Source organism: Streptomyces sp. CA-250714 (assembly GCF_050936705.1).
Classification (GTDB): Bacteria; Actinomycetota; Actinomycetes; order Streptomycetales; family Streptomycetaceae; genus Streptomyces.
In genome coordinates this window covers 3,190,695-3,213,008 of record NZ_JBNJMI010000001.1, presented here as the reverse complement: position 1 = coordinate 3,213,008, position 22,314 = coordinate 3,190,695, and the positions used below count along the sequence as shown (strand labels likewise).

Here is a 22,314-nt window from a genome sequence, read left to right as displayed (position 1 = left end):
CACGGCCTGCCCCCACGCCCGGTGTCACCCTTCGCCGTCCTCTCGCCTCCCTTCCCGCAGCTCCGCGAGCATCGCGGAGCGCAGCCGCAGCGTGGCGACGAGCCGCTGGAACGACTCCGCCCAGTAGGCCCCGGCCCCCGGTGACTCCCCCTCCTTCTCGTCGGGCACCGCGGCGAGCGGCGCGAGCCGTTCCGCGTCGGCCGGGTCCAGACAGCGCTCGGCCAGCCCCATCACCCCGCTGAAGCTCCACGGGTAGCTGCCCGCGTCCCTCGCGATCTCCAGCGCGTCCACCACCGCCCGCCCCAGCGGCAGCGGCCACGGCACGCCGCACACCCCCAGGATGCGGAACGCCTCCGACAGCCCGTGCGCCGCCACGAAACGCGCCGCCCACTCGCCGCGCTCCTCCTCGGGCAGTACCGACAGCAGCTTGGCCGGGTCGCCGGGGCCCTCGGCGAACGGCTCGGTGGGCTCCCCGATGAGGGCGCGCGCCCACTCGGCGTTCCGCTGTCGTACGGCCGCCCCGCACCACGCCGCGTGCAGATCGTCCCGCCAGCCGTCGGCGACCGGCAGCGCCACGATCCGGGCCGGCGCCAGTCCGCCCAACTGCTCGCTCCACACCTCCAGTGGCGCCGCCTCCACCAACTGGCCCAGCCACCAGGCTCGTTCGCCACGCCCCGTGGGCGGCTTGGGGATGACACCGTCGCGCTGCATGTCGGCGTCGCAGGTGTGCGGCGCCTCCACCACGATCCCTCCCCCTTGGGCGCGCCCACCGCTCCGGTCCAGAGCCACACAGCTGCGGGCGCGCTCCGCCATCCTTGAGGCCAGCGCAGAGCCGGGCAGCGTGGCCAGCAGCTCGGCCGCCGTCGCCCGAACGGTGCGGCTGCGGTCGGCCAGCGCCCGCTCCAGGAACGGCTCATCGGCGGGGCCGAGACCCTGGCGTAGCGAGTCCAGAAACATCAGCCTGTCCTCGGCGCGCTCGGTCTGCCAGGTGGAGGCCAGCAGCGCCAGCGCCGCCTCGGGCTCGCGCTGCCGCAGGGCCGTCAGCAGAGCCACCCGCTCGGCGAACAACCCCTCCTGCCAGAGCTGCTCGGCCTCCTCCGGGCGCTCGGCTGACACCTGCCGCCGGACACCGTCACGCAGTGCGAACTTCCAGTCGGCGTTCTGCCGAGCCAGCCACAGCGCCCGCGGACCGGCGAACGCCAGCGTCTCCGCCCGCAGATCTGTACGAGCACGCGCCGCGTCCAGCAGGGCGGGCAGCAGCGCGGCGGGCGCGCGGTAGCCCTGGGCGTTCGCCTCCGCCAGCCACTGCGGCAGCAGTTCGCCCAGGTCCGGGCCGGAACCACGGCGCCCGGCCGCAGCGCCCGCCGGGCTCGGCCCGCTCAACGCGCGGTCCGCGAGCAGCGTCGCCAGCCGTCGTTCGGCCGCGGTGGGCAGCGGAGCCCGCTCGTCCGCCGGCGCCGGCTCGGGCCGCTGCCCGGGTACGACGGGCCGGGCGCCTGCCCGACGGCGAACGGTCTCGATGGCCGCCGCGTCCAGCAGCGCCGCCACGCTCCCACCGGGCGGGCGCCGCCGCTCGGCACCCAGCAGCGCCGCGGCCACCAATTCCCCCCAGCCGTCGGTAGACCCGGTCCGCTGCATTGCCTTGTGCGTGGCCCCTGCCCCAGGCGCCGCCCTTGGCTCCGGGTCGGGCCCTGGTGCCGGGCCAGGCGCTGGCTCAGGGCCCGGCGCCGCTCCTGCCTCGCGCGCTGCTCCCGACTCCGGCCCGGGGCCTGTTGCCGGGCCAGGCCCCGGTTCCGGCCCTGGCCCCAACCCTGGCTGCGGCTCGGGCCCTGGTGGAAGGCCGAGCGCGGGCTCAGGCCTTGGCGCTGCCCATGGCTCCGGCGGCCTTGCCTCATGCACGGCCCCTGCCTCATGCGCTGCCTCCGCCCCAGGCGTCGCCCCAGGCTTTGGCGCCGGCCCGGGCTCCGGCCCAGGACCCGGCCCGCCAACCGAGAGCTCACCCGCCCGTATGCGCCGCCCCGCATCCGATTCGACCGTCACATCCGCCCCTTCTGTTGCCGCCCGCCCGCTTGTTCGCTTCGGTCCCGTCTTCCCGGGCCGCCCTCGGTCCTGCCCCGACAGCCTGTGCCTCTCGCCGTGCCACCCCGCCCTCACAAGGGGATGGCCTTGCCCTCGCTCCAGGCCGTGTGTGGGGCGAATCCGCGGTGGCCGCATTCGCCGAAGACGGTGACCGGGCCGTCGGCGGAGATCGCCAGCAGCCGCCACAGGGCCGCGGTGCCGGTGCCCGGCGCCACCGGCAGGGCGGACTCCCCGTCGGCCGCCGCGAGTTGCCACCCGCTCCCGTGCCAGTCCCCGGCGCGACCGCTTCCACCGCCCCGCTTCGGCCCCGCGCCACTGCTCCCCGTACCGGAATCGGACGGCGGAACGGGGATCATCTCCCGCAGCACGCACGGCCAGCCCTCCAGCCACGGGTCGTCCCGGAGCGCCCCGGCGTAGGCGTCCAGGGCCTGCGATATGTCCCCGCCCGGTGGCTGGAAGCCGGGCAGCGGCGCCCCGTGCCGCTCCCCGAGCGCGGCCCGCAGCGGTCTGGCTCCCGGGTAGTAGGCCAGCTCCGCGTCCAGCGCCGCGCCCACCGGCAGCGTCAACTCCGGAGCGCGCCCGCCCGCGCCGTAGGACAGCAACAGGGCGTGCCGTCCCGTGGCGCGGCCGTGCAACCAGAAGCGGCGCACCGTCAGACGCCCCTCGTCCGTGTCCCGCTGGGCCAGCACCAGCCACTCGTCACGTATCAACCGCTTCTCGTCCGCGAGCAGTTCGGCCGCCTCCACGGTCAGACCCACCCGTGATCTGACCGTCTCGGCGAGCGGGCCCGGCAGCTCGTCGGCCCGCATCCAGCCGCGGGCCAGCAGACGGAGCAGTGCGCACTCCGCCAGCAGCCGTTCGGGCCAGCCCTCCCCGGAGCCGGGGATCGCCCCCAGCTCGCGTATCCGGGTGGCCAGCCCGGGAGCCTGGGCGTCGACCATGCGGGCCGCCATCTCCTCCCACGGCGCGTACCCCGTCTGCTCCGCGCCCGCGAGGCCGCCGCGCAGCAGATCCGTCAGCCGCTGCTCCAACTCCTCGGTGCCTGCCGTGATCCGCGCGGCGCGCTGTTCGGCGCGGCGGCGCGCGGCCTCGGCCCGCGAGTGGACGTCCCCGCTGTCGTCCCCCGCCGCTTCCCCAGCGGTCACCCCCTCCCCGGCGGCCTGCGCCGCACCGGATGTGCCGTCCGTGGCCCCGCCGGCCCCGGCCGCCGTCTTCTTCTCCGCGCGCTGTCTGCGGCCGCTCAGCCAACCGTCGGCCCACTCCGGCGGTTCGCTCCCCTCCTTGACGGCCGCTTCGTCGCCCGCCCAGAGCAGCAGCAGCCCGACCGCGTGCTTGCACGGGAACTTCCGGCTGGGGCACGAGCACTTGTAGCCGGGCCCCTGGCCCCCGTTCAGATCCACGACCGTCTGATACGGCTTGCTTCCGCTGCCCTTGCACAGCCCCCAGACCGCGCCGCCGCCCGACCCGGCCTCCGTCCACGGACCGGGCGCCGACAGTTTGCTCCCCGCGCGACGTGACGCATCGTCAGGCGCCAGCGCCATTACTTGCTCCGCCGTCCAGCGGACCGCCTGTCCACCCATGCCGAAAACGTTAGGTGGCGCCACTGACATCGCCCCCTCAACTGCCCATCGCCGCAGGTCAGGGCGATTGTCAGTGGCAGGGTGCAGAGTGATTCACGGATCGGCCGAGGCGCTGCGGCGCGGGGGTTCCTTCCTTGGCCATCCCCTTGTCTTTTTCCGTACGAGAGCCCTGCGTTGAGGGGGAGTTGTGACCGAGAGCCATGTCGCAGACCCGGCCGTCGAGTCCGCAGTGGAGCCGGCGTCAGGCCCGGCCGCCGCGGCCACTCCCGCGACCGCGCTGCGGCCGCACGCCGAGGACGCCTTCGCCGACGAGCTGGCGGCCCTCGCCGAGGCCGACGACCGGCCGCGGCCCGCGCGCTGGCGGCTGTCCCCGTGGGCCGTGGCGACGTATCTGCTCGGCGGCGAGCTGCCCGGAGGAACGGTCATCACGCCCAAGTACGTGGGCCCGCGCCGGATCATCGAGGTCGCGATCAGCACGCTGGCCACGGACCGGGCACTGCTGCTGCTCGGCGTGCCCGGCACCGCCAAGACCTGGGTGTCGGAGCACCTGGCCGCGGCCGTCAGCGGGGACTCGACACTGCTGGTCCAGGGCACGGCCGGCACCGCGGAGGAGGCGATCCGCTACGGGTGGAACTACGCGCAGCTGCTCGCCCAGGGCCCGAGCCGCGAGGCCCTGGTGCCGAGCCCGGTGATGCGCGCGATGGCCGAGGGGATGACGGCGCGGGTCGAGGAGCTGACCCGTATCCCCGCCGATGTGCAGGACACGCTGATCACCGTGCTGTCGGAGAAGACCCTGCCGATTCCCGAGCTTGGCCAGGAAGTGCAGGCGGTCAGCGGATTCAACCTGATCGCGACGGCCAACGACCGGGACCGGGGCGTCAACGAGCTGTCCAGCGCGCTGCGTCGCCGCTTCAACACCGTCGTGCTGCCGCTGCCCGAGACGGCGGAGGCGGAGGTGGAGATCGTGGCACGCCGGGTCGGCCAGCTCGGCCGCTCCCTCGATCTGCCGCCCGCGCCCGAGGGGTTCGACGAGATCCGCCGGGTGGTCACCGTTTTCCGCGAGCTGCGCGAGGGCGTCACCGACGACGGCCGCACCAAGCTCAAGTCCCCTTCCGGCACGCTCTCGACGGCCGAGGCCATCTCGGTCGTCACCGGAGGTCTCGCACTGGCGGCGCACTTCGGGGACGGGGTGCTGCGGGCGGGAGATGTGGCCGCCGGCATCCTCGGCGCTGTCGTCCGCGACCCGTCCTCGGACCAGGTGGTGTGGCAGGAGTACCTCGAGGCCGTCGTGCGCGAGCGCGAGGGCTGGAAGGACTTCTACCGCGCCTGCCGAGAGGTGTCCGCATGACGGCCGTACGAGCGGGGTCGGCGGATCCGCCGGGCGGAGAGGGCGTGGCACGTGCGACCGTTCGGGGGAGCGCAGCGGGCGCGCCGGTTCCAGAGGGTGCCGGGGGAGCGCCGGTTCGGGGGAGCGCTGCGGGTCCGCTGCTGCTGGGGGTGCGGCATCACGGTCCTGGTTCGGCGCGTGCGGTCGGTGCCGTGCTGGATGCGTACGAGCCGCGCGTCGTGCTGATCGAGGGCCCGCCCGAGGGCGACGCGGTGGCCGAGCTGGCCGGGGACGAGGCCATGGTCCCGCCGGTGGCGCTGCTGGCGCACGCCGTCAACGAACCGGGCAAGGCCGCGTTCTGGCCGCTGGCGGAGTTCTCCCCGGAGTGGGTGGCGATCCGCTGGGCGGTGCGGCGTAACGTCCCGGTCCGCTTCATCGACCTGCCCGCGGCCCACACGCTCGCGATGGGCGACGGGGAGGAGAAGCCACCGGGAGAGGGGGAAGAGACGGTCCCCGGCGGCACCGACGGGGGTGGTGCTGCCGGGGACGCCGACACCGCGCTCGCGCCGGAGCGCGCGGACGGCGTACGGCTGGACCCGCTGGCGGCGCTCGCGGAGGCCGCCGGATACGACGATCCGGAGCGCTGGTGGGAGGACGCCGTCGAACACCGGGGCGGCCTGCGCGGCACCCAAGCCGCCGACCCCTACGAGCCGTTCGCGGCGCTCGGCGAGGCCATGGCCGAACTGCGCGCTGTGCACGGGGAGGGCGGCCACGCACGGGACCTCGTCCGGGAGGCCCATATGCGGCTGCGGCTGCGCGAGGCCCGCAAGGAGTTCGGGGACGCGGCGACGGCCGTGGTCTGCGGCGCCTGGCATGTGCCCGCGCTCACCGAGGCCACCACCGTCACCGCCGACCGGCAGGCCCTCAAGGGGCTGCCCAAGGTGAAGGCCGAGATCACCTGGGTGCCCTGGACGCACCGACGCCTGGCGCGCCAGTCCGGATACGGGGCCGGTATCGCCTCCCCCGGGTGGTACGGCCATCTGTTCGCCGCCCCGGACCGGCCCGTGGAGCGGTGGATGACGAAGGTGGCCGGCCTGCTGCGCGACCAGGACCACTCGGTCTCCTCCGCGCACCTCATCGAGGCCGTACGGCTGGCCGAGACGCTTGCCGTGATGCGCGGCCGCCCCCTGGCCGGGCTGACCGAGACGACCGACGCGGTGCGGGCTGTTCTGTGTGAGGGTTCGGACGTGCCGCTGGAGCTGATCCGGGACCAACTCGTGGTCGGTGATGTGCTGGGCGAGGTGCCCGAGGGGGCTCCGGCCGTCCCCCTCCAACGCGACCTGGCGCGTCAGCAGCGTGCCGTGCGGCTGAAGCCGGCCGCTGCCGAACGCGAACTGGACCTGGACCTGCGCAAGGAGACCGACGCGGAGCGCAGCCGGCTGCTGCACCGGCTGCGGCTGCTCGGCATCGGCTGGGGCGAGCCCGTCCGCTCCCGGAGCGGCAGCACCGGCACCTTCCGCGAGAGCTGGCGACTGCGCTGGGAGCCGGAGCTGTCCGTACGGGTGGCCGAGGCCGGTATCTGGGGCACGACCGTGTACGAGGCGGCCACCGCAAAGGCACGCTCGCAGGCGACGGACGAGGGCGGCAGCACGCTCGCCGACGTCACGGCGCTGGCCGAACTGTGTCTGCTGGCCCACCTGCCGGAGGCGCTGCCCGTCGTGATGCGGGTGCTGGCCGACCGGGCGGCACTGGAGTCGGACGTCGGGCATCTGGCGCAGGCGCTCCCCGCGCTGGTGCGCACGCTGCGCTACGGCGATGTACGCGGCACCGACGCGGGCGCGCTGGCACAGGTCGCCGGGGGCATGGCCGAGCGGGTCTGCGTCGGCCTCCCGCCTGCCTGCGTGGGGCTGGACGACGAGGGTGCCCGCGATATGCGGGGCCACCTGGACGCGGCGCACCAGTCGGTGAATCTGCTCGCCCGCGACGAGCCGGACACCTCCGGCGCCGCGTCGGCGCCCGACCAGGAGGGCCAGGTCGCCGGGGGACTGCTGGCCAGGTGGCGGGGGATGTTGCGCACGCTCGCCGGGCGGGAGCGGATACCCGGTCTGCTGCGTGGCCGCTGTGCCCGACTGCTGCTGGACGACGGTCAGTTGGCGGACGAGGAGGCGGAGCGGCTGATGAGCCTCGCGCTGTCCCCGGGTACTCCGCCCGCGGAGGCCGCGGCGTGGATCGAGGGCTTCCTCTCGGGTGGCGGGATGCTGCTGGTCCACGACGAGCGGCTGCTCACGCTGGTCGACCGCTGGCTGACGGGCGTTCCCGGGGACGCGTTCACGGACGTACTGCCGCTGCTGCGGCGGACGTTCGCGGAGTACGAGGCGGGAGTGCGGCGCACCCTCGGGGAGCTGGTGCGGCGCGGCCCGGCGGGCGACGGCGACCGGCGGGCGGCCGACGCGGCGGAGGGGCTGCCCGGGTTCGGGGCCGGGCTGGATGTGGCGCGGGCCGACGCCGTGCTGGAGACGGTACGGCTGCTGCTCGGCGAGGCGCACGAGAGGGACGGCGGACGGGGCGACCCGAGTTACGAGAGGGGCAGCAGAGGCCGGGGCGACCGGAGGCACGAGAGCGAGGGGGCAGGCGTATGACGGTCCGGGAGGAGCACGCCGAGGCGATCGGGACGGAGGCCGACGGGGCGGCGGAGACCGAAGAAGCGGCGGAGGCCGACGGAGTGGCGGAGGCCGAACGGCTGCGGCGCTGGCGGCTGGTGCTGGGTGGCGGTGCGGCGGACGGCACCGGCTGTGTGCTGGGCGCCACCGACAGCGGCATGGACCGCACCCTGGAGGCCGTCTACGGCGGGGGCGGAGGGCCCGGCGGCAGTGGCTCGGGCGGCAGCGGGACCGGCGGCGGCAGCGGCGGCGGCACTTCGGGCGGGCTCGGTGCCTCGGCCCCGCACGTGTCGCGCTGGCTGGGGGACATCCGTACGTACTTCCCCAGCTCCGTGGTACAGGTCATGCAGCGCGACGCGATCGACCGGCTCGGGCTCTCCGCGCTGCTGCTGGAGCCGGAGATGCTGGAGGCCGTGGAGCCGGACGTGCATCTGGTCGGCACCCTGCTGTCGCTCAACAAGGCGATGCCGGAGACCAGCAGGGAGACCGCACGGGCTGTGGTGCGCAAAGTCGTCGCGGAGCTGGAGAAGCGGCTCGCCTCCAGGACCCGCTCGACCCTCACTGGCGCGCTCGACCGCTCGGCGAAGGTCAACCGGCCCCGGCACCGGGACATCGACTGGGACCGCACCATCCGCGCCAACCTCAAGAACTATCTGCCCGAGCACGGCACGATCGTTCCGGAGCGGCTGATCGGATACGGGCGGGCGGCGCAGGCCGTCAAGAAGGACGTCATCCTCTGCATCGACCAGTCCGGCTCGATGGCGTCCTCCGTCGTCTACGCCTCCGTCTTCGGCGCGGTGCTGGCGTCGATGCGGACGCTGAACACCCGGCTCGTCGTCTTCGACACCAGCGTGGTGGATCTGACGGACGACCTGGACGACCCCGTCGATGTGCTCTTCGGCACCCAGCTGGGCGGGGGCACCGACATCAACCGGGCGCTCGCCTACTGCCAGTCCAGAATCAGCCGCCCGGCCGAGACGGTCGTCGTACTGATCAGCGATCTGTACGAGGGTGGGATACGGCAGGAGATGCTGAAGCGGGTCGCCGCAATGAAGGCCGCGGGTGTTCAGTTCGTCACCCTCCTCGCCCTCTCCGACGAGGGCGCGCCCTCCTACGACCGCGACCACGCAGCCGCGCTCGGGGCGCTGGGCGCCCCCGCGTTCGCCTGCACCCCCGACCACTTCCCGGAGGTGATGGCGGCCGCGATCGAAAAGCGCCCCCTGCCGGTCCCGGACTAGTTGGTGCCCCGCGCCCCGAAGGGGCGCGGGGAACTGCGCGAGCGACCACAACGCACCCGCAGCCTGCGAACGGCGAACAGGGGCACCCCCTCCCCCAGCACAGGGAGAGGGGGCAAGCCGCATAAGCCGGCGGGACCTGTCCGCGCTGTGACCGTTGTCACCGCGTATGTGTGAGGTGCGATTTAGGCAGCGCACGCACGCAGGGCTAACCTGCAAGGCGGACATGCCGCGCGACCCGTGGACGCCGCGGCCCTGCGGCACGCCCACGCTGACAACGACCGCGAGACCACTGATTAAGGGGACGGACGCGCGTGGACCTGTTCGAGTACCAGGCGAGGGACATCTTCGCCAAGCATGACGTACCGGTGCTGGCCGGTGAAGTCATCGAGACGCCCGAGGCGGCGCGCGAGGTGACCGAGCGGCTCGGCGGCCGGGCGGTCGTCAAGGCGCAGGTCAAGACCGGCGGCCGCGGCAAGGCCGGTGGCGTCAAGCTGGCCTCCGACCCGGCGGACGCGGTCGAGAAGGCCGGCCAGATCCTGGGCATGGACATCAAGGGCCACACGGTCCACAAGGTGATGCTGGCCCAGACCGCGGACATCCAGGAGGAGTACTACGTCTCCTTCCTCCTCGACCGCACCAACCGCACCTTCCTCGCCATGGCCTCCGTCGAGGGCGGCATGGAGATCGAGGAAGTCGCGGCCACCAAGCCCGAGGCGCTGGCCAAGATCCCGGTGGACGCCATCGAGGGTGTGACCGAGGCGAAGGCCCGCGAGATCGCCGAGGCGGCGAAGTTCCCGGCCGAGCTGGTCGACCAGATCAGCAATGTGCTGGTCAAGCTGTGGGATGTCTTCATCAAGGAGGACGCCCTCCTGGTCGAGGTGAACCCGCTGGTCAAGACCGCCGACGGCAAGATCATCGCGCTGGACGGCAAGGTGTCGCTGGACGCCAACGCCGACTTCCGGCAGCCCGACCACGAGGCCCTCGAGGACAAGGCGGCGGCCAACCCGCTGGAGGCCGCGGCCAAGGCCAAGAACCTCAACTACGTCAAGCTCGACGGCCAGGTCGGCATCATCGGCAACGGCGCGGGTCTGGTCATGTCCACCCTCGACGTCGTCGCGTACGCGGGTGAGGCGCACAACAACGTCAAGCCCGCCAACTTCCTCGACATCGGCGGCGGCGCCTCCGCCGAGGTGATGGCCAACGGCCTGGAGATCATTCTCGGTGACCCCGACGTCAAGTCGGTCTTCGTGAACGTCTTCGGTGGCATCACCGCCTGCGACGCGGTCGCCAACGGCATCGTGCAGGCGCTGGAGCTGCTCAAGTCCAAGGGCGAGGACGTCAACAAGCCGCTGGTCGTCCGCCTCGACGGCAACAACGCCGAGCTGGGTCGCAAGATCCTGACCGACGCAGCGCACCCGCTCGTGCAGCAGGTGGACACCATGGACGGCGCGGCCGACAAGGCCGCCGAGCTGGCCGCCAAGTAAGCCCGGACGAGACCGAACGAGGACATCGACACACCATGGCTATCTTCCTCACCAAGGAGAGCAAGGTCATCGTCCAGGGGATGACCGGCTCGGAGGGCCAGAAGCACACCAAGCGGATGCTGGCCTCCGGCACCAACATCGTCGGCGGTGTGAACCCCCGTAAGGCGGGCACCACCGTGGACTTCGACGGCACCGAGGTGCCCGTCTTCGGCGGCGTCAAGGAGGCGATGGAGGCCACCGGCGCCGACGTCACCGTGATCTTCGTCCCGCCGAAGTTCACCAAGGACGCCGTCATCGAGGCGATCGACGCGGGCATCGGCCTCGCCGTCGTGATCACCGAGGGCATCGCCGTCCACGACACCGCCTACTTCTGGGACTACGCCACCCAGAAGGGCAACAAGACGCGGATCGTCGGCCCGAACTGCCCGGGTCTGATCACCCCCGGCCAGTCGAACGCCGGCATCATCCCGGCCGACATCACCAAGCCGGGCCGCATCGGTCTGGTCTCCAAGTCGGGCACGCTGACGTACCAGATGATGTACGAGCTGCGTGACATCGGCTTCTCGACCTGCGTCGGCATCGGCGGTGACCCGGTCATCGGCACCACGCACATCGACGCCCTCAAGGCGTTCGAGGCCGACCCGGACACCGACCTGATCGTCATGATCGGTGAGATCGGCGGTGACGCGGAGGAGCGCGCGGCCGACTTCATCAAGGAGAACGTGACCAAGCCGGTCGTCGGCTACGTCGCGGGCTTCACCGCTCCGGAGGGCAAGACCATGGGCCACGCCGGCGCCATCGTCTCCGGCTCCTCCGGTACGGCACAGGCCAAGAAGGAGGCCCTCGAGGCCGCGGGCGTGAAGGTCGGCAAGACCCCGTCCGAGACCGCGCGGCTCGCGCGGGAGCGGCTCAGCGCCTGACGGCGCGACCGACTGGTCGGTCGGTCGCCCGACCCATGGCTCGACGGGCCCGCACCCTCCCGGCGTGCGGGCCCGTCAGCTTTTCCGGTCCGCACCGGGGGCCGCTTCCTCGGACCCGGGCTGCCGGAAATCGTCCAGATGTACGCGCTCATTGGTGGAGCGGAGCTGGGGGAGGTAGGCCTGACCGGCACCCCCAGCCGGCCCGTGATGAGCGCGTCCGGCCGTGTCCTCATCACTCGTACGAGTGGCGCCGGAGCCCGTTTCCCCGCCCCAGGCCGTGCCCGGTCCGCCCAGGAGCGTCACCGGGGCGAACGTCCGTGGCGGTGTGCGGACGACGGGCTGCTCCCGCGGCCCGCCGCCGGTCTCCGTCGTCAACAGCGTGAAGGCCGTCGCCGCGGTCACCATCGCGGTCAGCCCGATCGAGGCGCGGGTCCACAGCCGAGTCGTACGGAGACTGCCGCGCCGTACCAGCCGGGGCGGCAGGGGGTGCACCGGCTGCGCGGCCACAAGTTCGCGCAGCGTCTCCGCCAGTACGGCGCCGCGCTGCGGCCTAGGCGTACGGGCCAGCAGCGGCCAGCACTCCTCCAGCGCGGCACGGCCGTGCGTGACCCGTCCGGCCGCCGCCTCCGTACTGCACTCGACCTCGGCGGCCGTCTCGGGCAACGTCAGCCCGAGCCCGTAGTGCAGCAGCAGCGCGGCCCGGTAGCTGCGCGGCAGTCCGAGGAACGCCTCCAGGACCGCGCGGTCGTCGGGTGGCCCCGGATACGCCCGCGGTGTGCGGCGCCCAGGGTGGAATCGGTGCCAGGGAGAGAGCGCGTAGTCGTACACCGTCGCCCGTACCGTTCGGGTGGGATCGCCCGCTGACAGCACCTTCGGCCAGTGCTGCCACGCCTGATGGAACGCCCAGCGCACGGCCCGCTCCGCCAGCCGACGGTGCCCGCAGAGCAGGAACGCCTGCCGGGTCAGTGGCCGTGCCTGCCACAGGTACAGCTCGTCGAACGCCGCGACCGGATCGTCCGGCAGTGCCCCGGTCTGCCTGGCCGACCGCACGAAGTCCGCAACCGGACCGGGCACCGTCGTCACCACCTCGACCCGCGGTTCCGGCTCACTCCGCGGCCCCGGCGCCGCCACCCGCGGCAGACCCCCCGCTTCCGGCCACGGCTCACTCCGCGGCGTCGGCGTAATCGGCCCCCGACTGCCCCCCTCCTGCTCCTCGTCCCCGGCCGCCTCCGACACCGCGGGGGCACGTGCCGCGGGCGCCGCCGTCGAGCTCTCCGGGGCCTCCGGCTGCACCGGTGCCTCCGGCGGCTCGGCCGACGCTTCTGTGGCGGGGCCTGCGGTGACGTCCGGATCCGTTGGTTCCGTCCGGTCCAGCGCTTCCGCCTCCGGCGGCTCTGGTCCTGCTTCTATGCCGAGTCCTACGGCGACGTCTGGCTCCGTGGATTCCGTTGGGGTCGGCGCTTCGGGCAGCTCCGTTGCTTCCGGTGGCTCTGGTGTCTCTTCTGCGCCGGGCCCGACGGCGGCGTCCGGCCCCATTGGTTCCGTTCGGTCCACCGCTTCCGTCGGCTCCGGTGCCTCTTCTGCGCCGGGTCCTACGGCGACGTCCTCGTCCACCGGTTCCGTCGGCGTCGGTGACTCCGGCGCATCCGGCATCTTCGGGCGCTCCGGCCCGCCTTCCGTTCCGGGCTCCGCGATGAGGCCCTGTTCGGTGGGCTCCACCGGCTCTGTCGGCTCCGGCGAAGCCTCGCGATGCGGCTCCTCCGGCGGGTCCGGGGGCGGTGAGGCGGCGCCGTCTTTCGCCCGGTTCGCGGCCGAGCGCTTCCCCTGCGATCCCTCCGCACCGGGAGCCCCCTGCGCTCCCTGCCGCCCCCTCCTTCCTTTCGCTCCCTTCCTCGCCCTCTTCTTCCCAGTCCGGCCCCTTGCCGGAGCCTTCGCCATGGGAGCGGCCGAAGCGGCGGAAGCCGCAGATGCGCCATCGGCGGAGGCGGCGTCAGATGCTCCGGAGGAACGGCGCGTTGCCGCGTCCGCGGCTGCATCCGCAGAGGGGGCAGAGGCGGAAGGAAGATGCATAGCTCTTAGCTTGTGCGACACAGCGACAAAATGCCTGCTACTAGGGCAAAACGGGTGTTCTTGGCAGCATGGCGCTGTGAGCCAAGTGACGCACCGCGGTCCCTCGTTGTCCTCGGGCCGTGGCCACCCCCGCCCCCTGCCCCTCACCAGCGGCTGGCTGCTGAGCGGCGCCGTGGCCGCCGGGCTCGGGCTCGGCGCGTTCGCCGTCGTCGTCCTGCTGCTGTGGACCGTCTCGCCGTACCCCGACAGCGGGGCCGGTGGAGCCCTGCGGATCGCGGCGGACCTGTGGTTGCTGGCGCACGGGGCGCATCTCCTACGGCACGAAACGCTGTCCGGCCTGCCCGTACCCGTGGGGGTGACGCCGTTGCTGCTGACGGCGGTGCCCGTGTGGCTGCTGTGGCGGGCCACGCGTGAGGGGCTGGACGCTCGTGTGGAGTCGGCTGACGAGGAGTACGGGACGCTCGCGGTGGCCGGCTGGGTCTCGGGCGGCTACCTCCTCGTCAGCGCCGGCGCGGTCGCCTACGCGTCCGGCAGCCCGATCGAGGCGGAGCCGGTCAGCACGGTCTGGCGCCTGCCCCTGTTCGCCGTTGTGGTGACCGGCCTGTGCGCGGTCTACTACGCGCGGGCCCGCTCCGTCGTGACGGCCTGGACAGCGTTCTCCGCACACTTGCCGGACGCGGTATGGGCGTGGACCCGGGCAGTCCTCCGGCACCTCACCCGCGAGCGTGCCGTCGTTGCCGTACAGGCCGGCGGGGCGGCCACCGTGGTCCTGTGCGCCGGGGGCGCGACGCTGCTTGTGGGCGCCCTCATCTGGAACGTACAGGCCGTGTACGGCGCCTTTCCGCAGCTCACCAGCAACCTCTCCGGTCATTTCGCACTGCTGCTGCTCACTGTCGTGCTGCTGCCCAACGGGGTGCTGTGGGCGACGTCGTACGGGCTGGGGCCCGGCTTTACGCTGGGCGCCGACAGCGTCGTCGGCCCGCTCGCCACGACGGCGGCGCCGCAGCTGCCGCCGTTCCCGCTGCTGTCCGCCGTTCCCGAGGAGGGGGCGGGCAGTGTTCTGGAGTGGTGTGTGGCGGGCGTCGTCCCGCTGCTGGGCGGTCTGATGTGCGGCTGGTGGGTCGGTCGCTCGGAGGTGGCTGTCGGCACCGGGGCGCGGAAGGGTTCCCGTGGAACCACCGGCTGGCGCGCCATTGTCGTGACCGTCCCCCTTGCCGCAGTCCTGTGCGGCACCGTTCTGGCACTGCTGGTGGCCTGCGCGAGCGGCCCGCTCGGCAACAGGGCGCTGGCGCACCTGGGCCCCTACTGGTGGCAGACGGGTGGCGCGGCATGCGCCTGGATGATCGTCGTCGGCCTGCCGACCGCGCTGTGGATCCGGTGGTGGACGCGGTACAGCGCGCGGAGGGTGGCAGCCGCGGCGAAACGGGCGGTGGAACAGGCGGCGGAAGCCGCGGCCCAGGCTGCCGCAGGGCACGGCCCGGACGCCGCCTGGCATACGGACGAGGCCCGCCGCGAGCGCTGGTCCGCGATGAAAGTTGCCTCCGGCGGGCTGATGCCGGACTTCGAACCCGGCGACGCGGCGCCCGTAGGAGAGGGTTCAGCCCTCGAACCGGACCCCGTCCCCTAGGGCAAGCGCAGCAGGGGGATGCGGACGCGCCCCGTCAGGGGCGCGGGGAACTGCGCGACAAGCCACAACACACCCGCACCCCGCAAACCCCGGACAGGGGCACCCTCTCAGCGGTCTTCGAGGAACGGCCGCAACTCCTCCGGCAGATGCCGCTTGCACTCATCGCGGGAGGACTGCGTCAACGCATCGTTCTGGCAGGCGAAAAAGTCGCTGTACACAAACTGGAACGCGAACGTGGCGGCCACAATCGCGAGCGTCAGTCCGGCGGTGACCAGACCGCTGATGGCCGCTGTCCGCTTCGCCTTGTCCGCCTGTGCCGGAGTCACGGCGAGCGGCACCGGCGGCCGGCCGCCTCCGCGGCCGCCCCCAAGACCCGTATCGGCCCCGGCACCCTCCCGCTCCGTACCGCGGGACGTACCCGCCACGTCCTCCGCGGTGGCGGCCACTCCGCGATGTCCGCGCTTGCCGCTCTTGTCCCTTTTCTCCGCCGCGGACTTGGGCAGCTTGCCCCGCAGCGCGCTGATGCCCCAGTACAGCGAGAGCGCCCCCAGCAGCAGGGCGACCTGCGGCACGCTCAACAGGGCGAAGAAAAGCCCCCAGATGCCAGCGTGCAGTGAGTAGCGGGCGTGCCGCTGGAGGGGATCGGTCGGGTCCCAGCGCATACCGCGGGTGCCTCCGGAACCGGCCGGGCCGCCCGGTCCACCGGGACCGCCGGGCCCCTGACCGCCGTTGCCCGGGCCGCCCGCACCACCGTTGCCGCCGCCCGCGCCCGGTCCGCCGCCGAATCCGCCGCCCTGCCGCCCGGGTTGCTTGCTGCTCCACTGGCTGCCCCAGGCCGACGGCTGCTGCTCACCGGAGGAACCGGAATCGCCACCCTCGGCGTTCCCCTCCCCGTCACCGCTGTCGTTCCCGGTTCCGGATCCGGTCCCGGGACCGGAAGACCCGGAGTCCGCCGCACGCGGCACGCGCGGCTCCCACGGCTGGTCCGGCTGCCCCTCCGGCGGTGGCGCGAAGGGGTTGTCCTCGCGGGAGGTGCTGTCGGATGCGGCCGCACGGCGGCGTCGGTCGGTCATCTGGTGTGTGTCTTCCTCATCGCTTCCGCGTCGGTTACCACGGCCCTGCGGGCCCCCGAGCCCCCGCGGGAGCCCAAGGAGACCGTCTCCCTGACGCTACCTTCCGCTTGCGCCCCCGTCCCGTGGGGGCCGTTCCGAGTGCCGGTATCGTTGCCGACGGTCGGACGCTTCGTAGAGTTCCCCGGAATCATCGGGTCCACGTACTTGTACGACCACACAATTCCGTCTCCCCGCGAGAGAGAGCCCCGTCGTGGACGCGCAGTCCTTCCGTCCCGTCGCCCCCGTGCGTCTCGTCGTCCTGGTGTCCGGTTCCGGTACGAACCTTCAGGCGTTGATCGACGCCGCGGCCGACCCCGCCGTCGACACCCCGTACGAGATCGTCGCCGTCGGGGCCGACCGGAGCGGGATCGAGGGGCTGGCACGGGCCGAGCGGGCCGGTATCCCCACGTTCGTGTGCAGGGTCAAGGACTTCGGCAGCCGCGAGGAGTGGGATGCCGCGCTCGCCGAGGCCACCGCGGCGCAGGCACCGGATCTGGTGGTATCCGCGGGCTTCATGAAGGTGGTCGGCAGTCGCTTCCTGGCGCGTTTCGGCGGGCGGTTCCTCAACACCCACCCCGCACTGCTCCCCAGTTTTCCCGGCGCCCACGGCGTACGCGACGCGCTCGCGTACGGCGCGAAGGTGACCGGGTGCACCGTCCATTTCGTCGACGACGGCGTCGACACCGGGCCCGTCATCGCGCAGCGCGCCGTCGAGGTCCTGGACGAGGACTACATCGACGAGGGTGCCGCCCTGCACGAGCGGATCAAGGAAGTCGAGCGACGGCTGCTCGTCGAGGTCGTGGTGCGCATCGCACGCCACGGCTACACCCTCGAGGGGCCGAACATGAGAAGGGTACGACTGGGACATGAGTGAGAGTGCTGCACTGGGCGCCAAGCGGCCGATCCGCCGCGCGCTGGTCAGTGTGTTCGACAAGACGGGGCTCGAGGAGCTGGCGCGGGGGCTGCACGCCGCCGGGGTGCAGCTCGTCTCGACCGGTTCGACGGCGAAGCGGATCGCGGATGCCGGGGTTCCGGTCACCCCTGTCGAGGAGCTGACCGGCTTCCCCGAGTGCCTGGACGGGCGGGTCAAGACACTGCATCCGCGCGTACACGCGGGCATCCTCGCCGACCAGCGGCTTGAGGCGCACCGCGAACAGCTGGGCGAGCTCGGTGTCGAGCCGTTCGAGCTGGTCGTCGTCAACCTCTACCCGTTCGCGGAAACCGTCGCCTCGGGTGCCTCCGACGACGAATGCGTGGAGCAGATCGACATCGGCGGCCCCTCGATGGTGCGTGCTGCCGCCAAGAACCACCCGTCCGTGGCGGTTGTCGTGAACCCGGACCGTTACGGCGACGTGCTGCGGGCGGTCGAGGAGGGCGGCTTCGACCTGGCGGCGCGCAAGCGGCTGGCCGCCGAGGCGTTCCAGCACACGGCCGCCTACGACGTGGCGGTGGCGGGCTGGTTCGCGACGTACGCCGAGAACGCCCAGAACGCCGAAGCTGGGGAAGAGGCCGCCTCGTCGCAGTTCCCCGCCTTCCTCGGCGTCACCTACGAGCGCAAGAGCGTGCTGCGGTACGGCGAGAACCCGCACCAGCCCGCCGCGCTCTACACAGGAGGCTGCGGCGGTCTGGCCGAGGCGCAGCAGTTGCACGGCAAGGAGATGTCGTACAACAACTACGTCGACACCGACGCCGCGCGCCGCGCCGCCTACGACCACACCGAGCCGTGTGTCGCCGTCATCAAGCACACCAACCCCTGCGGTATCGCGGTGGGCGCCGACGTCGCCGAGGCCCACCGCAAGGCGCACGCCTGTGACCCGCTGTCCGCGTACGGCGGTGTGATCGCCGTGAACCGGGCGGTGTCCCGGGCGATGGCCGAGCAGGTCGCGGACATCTTCACCGAGGTCATCGTCGCTCCGGACTACGAGGACGGGGCGCTGGAGGCCCTCTCCCGGAAGAAGAACATCCGCGTGCTGCGCTGCCCCGAGGCGCCGACCACGCCGGCCGAGTTCCGCCCCATCGACGGCGGCGGTCTCGCCCAGGTCAAGGACGCCTTCCAGGCGGCGGGCGACGATCCGGCGAACTGGACCCTGGCGGCCGGTGAGCCGCTCTCCGCCGACGAGCTGGCCGAACTGGCCTTCGCCTGGCGGGCCTGCCGCGCGGTGAAGTCCAACGCGATCCTGCTCGGCAAGGACCGTGCGACCGTGGGCGTCGGCATGGGTCAGGTCAACCGTGTCGACTCCGCTCGCCTCGCCGTCCAGCGGGCCGGTGCGGAGCGGGCGCGCGGGTCGTACGCGGCCTCCGACGCGTTCTTCCCCTTCCCCGACGGCCTGGAGGTGCTGGCCGAGGCGGGCGTGCGCGCTGTCGTCCAGCCGGGCGGCTCGGTCCGCGACGAACTGACCGTCGAGGCCGCCACCAAGGCGGGCGTGACGATGTACCTCACGGGGACGCGGCACTTCTTCCACTGATCCCCTGCCGCACACCGATACGGGTCGGGCCCCTCTCCGCGGAGAGGGGCCCGACCCGCATGCCGGAGGAGGAAGGCTCAGTACTGCGGCCGGTTGAACCACTGACCCGCCGGGCTCATCGAGCAGAAGACGATGGTCAGTACGGCGGTCGCCAGCCACAGCAGGCACATGAAGAGCGAACCGCCGGCGAAGTTTCCGTTGCCGAGCGCCGCGATCATGGCCAGCAGCGGAATCAGCGTATTGAGCGAGCCGGCGATGATGGCGGTGACGCGGGTACCGATGCGTCCCTTGCCGAACATGCAGGCGGGCACGATGTGCAGCGCCGCAAGGCCACCGAAGATCAACAGGCCTACCAGCGCCCCGCCGAGCGCCGCACCGCCCACCGAGTCGGCGACAGGCACGTCGTCGAGAGCGTCGTTCGCCGCCGCGCCCGCGACGAGTACGGCGAAGGCGAACAGCGCCCACAGCACCCCGGCGACGAACAGCAGCACGCGCGCGGTGACAACCACCCCGGGCATGCTGACGGCCGGCTGGATGCCACCGCCGGGGCCGCCCGGATAGGCCGGCATCCCGCCCGGGTAGCCGCCGTAACCGGGCTGTCCGGCGCCCTGCTGGGGGTAGCCGTACGGGCCGCCGGGAGCGCCCTGCTGGGGTGCCGAGTACGGGTTGTTCGGGTTCTGGCCGGGGGGCGGGGGGTAGCTCACGGGCTGTTTCCTCCGACGGTGTTGAGGAGCGGATGGGGCCGAGTGACTCCGGAGAATCACGGCCTGCCCTCAGCAATGTCGCTTCCCCCGGTACGGCGCCGCACCGTCGGCCCTCCTGCACTGCCCGACGCCGTCCACCAATGGTGATGGTCCGACTGTCGGCCTGTCCAGCCAGGTTTCCCGACTGTGGCGAACTCGCAATCCCAGGTCAGGGCCGGGTCAGCAGCGAACCGGCAGCTCCCGCCGCCCGCGGCCTGCCGGGCGTTGCACGCCCCGTCACACCAACTGTCCCTCCAGGACGGCCAGATGCCCCTCCTGCACAAGGTCGAACCGGAGCGCGAACCGCACCAGCGCCTCACGGACGGTCTCCGGATCGTCCGGTGTGCGCAGCCGCAGCTTCACCCGCAAGTAATCGATGTTCCACGCGACGGCTGCGGGGGTGACATCGGGCCATACGGGGCGCAACCGCTCCGTCAGCTCCGCCACGTCCGGCACCGGGACCGCTGGAGCCTCGCCGGTGCGCAGACTCGCCTCGCACAGTGCTGTCAGAACGAGGAAGTAGTGGCAGGTGTGGTCGAGGGGATAGGGGCGGGGGAAGGGGTCGAAGCTCCAGTCCTCCGCCCCACGCGCCCCGTCGGCGCGCGGTCCGTCGACACCGGCCCCGTCGCCCACCGGTCCACCGATGAGCGAGCCGCACGGCGTCAGATAGTCGTGACGCGGCGCCAGTACGTCGAAACCGCAGCCGGGTCTGGACTCACCGGCGCACAGGTGTACGCGCGCGAACTCGAACGGCACCGGCGCATCCGCGCGGCCGGGCGCGACCCTGATGTGCTCTCCCGCGCTCTCGGGATTCTCGACGAGGTAGGTCTGGTCGCTGCTGAAGTTGGTCAGTATCCAGAAGGCACCGGTCGCCGTGATCTCCCCGGCCGCACACGCGACACCGGGGTGGGAGAGGGTCAGGCCGTTGCCTGCCGGTGCCGAGCGGCCGAAGCGCAGCGTATGGCCGGGCTCCAGCCGGTACTGCTCCTCGGGTCCCCGGCACCCGTCCGGGACGATGATCACGCTGAACACGCCCGGCACGCTACTGACTCTCCGTCCCTGTGCACAACGGAGCGTAGGGGGAGCAGAGAGGCACATGAACCGACCTTTGCCGTCCCGTTGCCAAGCCGACGCCACGCGGGTGACACGGGCTCGCACAGCAGGCTGAGCGGATCGCACAGCAGCACCGTGAAGCATGGCGGAGCGGCCTCCATGATGGCCGCGCAGAGGGTCCAGCGGGGTGTCGCGGAGCAGCCTCGTGAAGCGTCGCGGAGCAGCAACCGCGCGGCATTGTGGTGGAGCGTCGTAGAGCACCACCGTGGAGCTTCGCGGCGCCCTCAGACGAGCCTCGCGGCGCTCTCGGACGTGGCTGAGCGGAACCTGAGTGGAGAGCAGGGGCCCGGATCCGCGAGGATGGGCCCATGACCGCCCAGATTCTCGATGGCAAGGCCACCGCCGCCGCGATCAAGTCCGACCTCACCTCGCGAGTCGAGGCGCTCAAGGCGCAGGGCATCACGCCCGGCCTGGGCACACTGCTGGTCGGCGAGGACGTCGGCTCGCAGAAGTACGTCGCGGGCAAGCACCGCGACAGCCAGCAGATCGGCATCAACTCCATCCAGCGGGAGCTGCCGGCCACGGCGACGCAGGAGGAGATCGAGGCGGTCGTCCGCGAGCTGAACGAGGACCCGGACTGCACCGGCTACATCGTCCAGCTGCCGCTGCCCAAGGGCATCGACGTCAATCGGGTGCTGGAGCTGATGGATCCGGCCAAGGACGCCGACGGGCTGCACCCGACCAACCTGGGCCGGCTGGTCCTCAACAAGCCCGCGCCACTGCCGTGCACCCCGCAGGGCATGGTCGTACTGCTGCGCCGCTACGGCGTCGAGCTGAACGGCGCACATGTGGCGGTGGTCGGACGCGGCGTGACCGCGGGCCGCCCGCTGCCGCTGCTGCTGACCCGGCGCAGTGAGAACGCGACCGTCACGCAGTGCCACACCGGCACCCGCGATCTGCCGGGAGTGCTGCGGCAGGCGGACATCGTCGTCGCGGCTGCCGGAGTGCCGCACCTGATCAAGCCGGAGGACGTACGTCCGGGCGCCGCTGTGCTGGATGTGGGCGTCAGCCGGGACGAGAACGGCAAGATCGTGGGCGATGTGCACCCGGGCGTGGCCGAGGTCGCGGGCTGGATCTCGCCCAACCCGGGCGGCGTCGGGCCGATGACCCGGGCCCAGCTGCTGGTGAACGTGGTGGAGGCCGCGGAGGCCAGGGCAGCCGAGGCGGCGGCCCGCTGAGCGCGGTCAGGGGGAATGCGGTCATGGACGAGGGCGACCGGGCCGCCCAGGACAGCGGCGACGGCCACCCGAACGGTGCGACGGGCGGCGACGGAGCCCGGGACGGAGGCGGCGACGTGACAGGCGACTCCGCGACGGCCGCGCAGGAGCCGGCCTCGCCGCGCAAGGCGTCGCGGCGCTTCCCGGTCCTGACCCGGGACACCGCACGGCCCGAGGGCGGCGGTCGCGCCATAGGAGGACACCACCCGGCCCCGTACCGGCAGTGGCCACTGCTGGCCGTGTGCGCCGGGGTGCTGACGGGGCTGCTGGTGACGGTTGCCGAGTTCCGCGCCGGCACGCTCATCATCGGCCTGTCGCTGCTGGGCGGCGCCGTGCTGCGCTGGTGGAGGCCGTCGGTCGGCATGCTGGCGGTGCGCTCGCGCTTCACCGACATGATCACCTATGGCGTACTCGGCCTCGCCATCGTGCTGTTGGCCATGATGGCGCAGCCCGACCCTTGGCTCTCGGTGCCGTTCCTGGAGACCATTGTGCACTTCACAGTGCGCTGACCTGCGCCTTCCTCTGCGCTGAGTTCGCCTGCTGCGCCGTTGCAACAGTGCCGCGAAATGTGCCGGTGGCCCGCCCTTTCCGGGCGGGCCCGGTTCAGCTCCGCACCAACTAGGCCGGGAGGCACCCCGGTTCGGGGGGCGGGATGCGGCCGGAACGCCCGGCACCGGTA

General features: G+C 72.6%; 16 protein-coding genes. 10 read left to right on the top strand and 6 right to left on the bottom strand.

Features of this window, described 5'->3' with window-relative positions; all coding sequences use genetic code 11:
• Nucleotides 1-24: 24 nt before the first annotated feature.
• Nucleotides 25-1,638, bottom strand: coding sequence for a DUF5691 domain-containing protein (locus ACQEU8_RS14185; RefSeq protein ID WP_433100488.1), 1,614 nt, complete (start codon nt 1,636-1,638; stop codon nt 25-27).
• Between the two features lie 512 nt (nt 1,639-2,150).
• Entirely contained in the window at nt 2,151-3,659 is a 1,509-nt protein-coding gene (locus ACQEU8_RS14180) for an SWIM zinc finger family protein (RefSeq protein ID WP_433100486.1), read from the bottom strand.
• A gap of 187 nt (nt 3,660-3,846) precedes the next feature.
• On the opposite strand from ACQEU8_RS14180, the gene ACQEU8_RS14175 reads away from it, so the two are divergent.
• From ACQEU8_RS14175 to sucD, 5 genes are all read left to right on the top strand, one after another.
• Nucleotides 3,847-5,007 carry an ATP-binding protein gene (locus ACQEU8_RS14175; RefSeq protein ID WP_433100484.1) on the top strand — a complete coding sequence of 387 codons (1,161 nt, stop codon included), beginning with the start codon at nt 3,847-3,849 and terminating at the stop codon, nt 5,005-5,007.
• Complete coding sequence (locus ACQEU8_RS14170) at nt 5,004-7,625, top strand: DUF5682 family protein (protein WP_433100482.1); 2,622 nt, start codon at nt 5,004-5,006, stop codon at nt 7,623-7,625. The genes ACQEU8_RS14175 and ACQEU8_RS14170 overlap by 4 nt, the downstream gene beginning before the upstream one ends.
• The gene (locus tag ACQEU8_RS14165; RefSeq protein ID WP_433100480.1) at nt 7,622-8,884 is read left to right on the top strand and encodes a VWA domain-containing protein; all 1,263 of its coding nucleotides are present in this window, start codon (nt 7,622-7,624) and stop codon (nt 8,882-8,884) included. Before ACQEU8_RS14170 ends, ACQEU8_RS14165 begins: the two co-directional genes overlap by 4 nt.
• Before the next feature lie 311 nt (nt 8,885-9,195).
• Nucleotides 9,196-10,368 carry an ADP-forming succinate--CoA ligase subunit beta gene (sucC, locus tag ACQEU8_RS14160; RefSeq protein WP_433100478.1) on the top strand — a complete coding sequence of 391 codons (1,173 nt, stop codon included), beginning with the start codon at nt 9,196-9,198 and terminating at the stop codon, nt 10,366-10,368.
• Nucleotides 10,369-10,403: 35 nt separating this feature from the next.
• Nucleotides 10,404-11,288 (top strand): succinate--CoA ligase subunit alpha, encoded by an 885-nt coding sequence (gene sucD / locus ACQEU8_RS14155; protein WP_433100476.1) that lies wholly within the window; start codon nt 10,404-10,406, stop codon nt 11,286-11,288.
• Nucleotides 11,289-11,363: 75 nt separating this feature from the next.
• Here the strand turns inward: sucD and ACQEU8_RS14150 are convergent, their stop codons facing one another.
• Nucleotides 11,364-12,362, bottom strand: coding sequence for an RNA polymerase sigma factor (locus ACQEU8_RS14150; RefSeq protein ID WP_433100474.1), 999 nt, complete (start codon nt 12,360-12,362; stop codon nt 11,364-11,366).
• Between the two features lie 1,072 nt (nt 12,363-13,434).
• On the opposite strand from ACQEU8_RS14150, the gene ACQEU8_RS14145 reads away from it, so the two are divergent.
• On the top strand, nt 13,435-14,985 hold the full coding sequence (locus ACQEU8_RS14145) for a cell division protein PerM (protein ID WP_433100472.1): 1,551 nt from the start codon (nt 13,435-13,437) through the stop codon (nt 14,983-14,985).
• A 107-nt stretch (nt 14,986-15,092) separates the two neighbouring features.
• On the opposite strand, the gene ACQEU8_RS14140 is transcribed toward ACQEU8_RS14145, so the two are convergent.
• A complete protein-coding gene (locus ACQEU8_RS14140; RefSeq protein WP_433100470.1) occupies nt 15,093-16,058 on the bottom strand; it encodes a hypothetical protein in 966 nt (321 codons plus the stop codon).
• A 250-nt stretch (nt 16,059-16,308) separates the two neighbouring features.
• Between ACQEU8_RS14140 and purN the strand changes: the two genes are divergently transcribed.
• Both purN and purH read left to right on the top strand, forming a co-directional pair.
• Nucleotides 16,309-16,971 carry a phosphoribosylglycinamide formyltransferase gene (gene purN, locus ACQEU8_RS14135; RefSeq protein ID WP_433100468.1) on the top strand — a complete coding sequence of 221 codons (663 nt, stop codon included), beginning with the start codon at nt 16,309-16,311 and terminating at the stop codon, nt 16,969-16,971.
• Nucleotides 16,964-18,562: a bifunctional phosphoribosylaminoimidazolecarboxamide formyltransferase/IMP cyclohydrolase gene (gene purH, locus ACQEU8_RS14130; RefSeq protein ID WP_433100466.1), complete on the top strand. Its 1,599-nt coding sequence runs from the start codon at nt 16,964-16,966 to the stop codon at nt 18,560-18,562. The genes purN and purH overlap by 8 nt, the downstream gene beginning before the upstream one ends.
• A gap of 77 nt (nt 18,563-18,639) precedes the next feature.
• Here purH and ACQEU8_RS14125 read toward each other — a convergent pair whose 3' ends face one another.
• Together ACQEU8_RS14125 and ACQEU8_RS14120 are read right to left on the bottom strand one after the other, a co-directional pair.
• Nucleotides 18,640-19,266 (bottom strand): hypothetical protein, encoded by a 627-nt coding sequence (locus ACQEU8_RS14125; RefSeq protein WP_433100464.1) that lies wholly within the window; start codon nt 19,264-19,266, stop codon nt 18,640-18,642.
• A 276-nt stretch (nt 19,267-19,542) separates the two neighbouring features.
• Nucleotides 19,543-20,337 carry a hypothetical protein gene (locus ACQEU8_RS14120; protein WP_433100462.1) on the bottom strand — a complete coding sequence of 265 codons (795 nt, stop codon included), beginning with the start codon at nt 20,335-20,337 and terminating at the stop codon, nt 19,543-19,545.
• A 389-nt stretch (nt 20,338-20,726) separates the two neighbouring features.
• On the opposite strand from ACQEU8_RS14120, the gene ACQEU8_RS14115 reads away from it, so the two are divergent.
• The gene (locus ACQEU8_RS14115) at nt 20,727-21,596 is read left to right on the top strand and encodes a bifunctional methylenetetrahydrofolate dehydrogenase/methenyltetrahydrofolate cyclohydrolase (RefSeq protein WP_433100460.1); all 870 of its coding nucleotides are present in this window, start codon (nt 20,727-20,729) and stop codon (nt 21,594-21,596) included.
• A 23-nt stretch (nt 21,597-21,619) separates the two neighbouring features.
• The gene (locus ACQEU8_RS14110; RefSeq protein WP_433100458.1) at nt 21,620-22,144 is read left to right on the top strand and encodes a DUF3017 domain-containing protein; all 525 of its coding nucleotides are present in this window, start codon (nt 21,620-21,622) and stop codon (nt 22,142-22,144) included.
• Nucleotides 22,145-22,314: the final 170 nt, after the last annotated feature.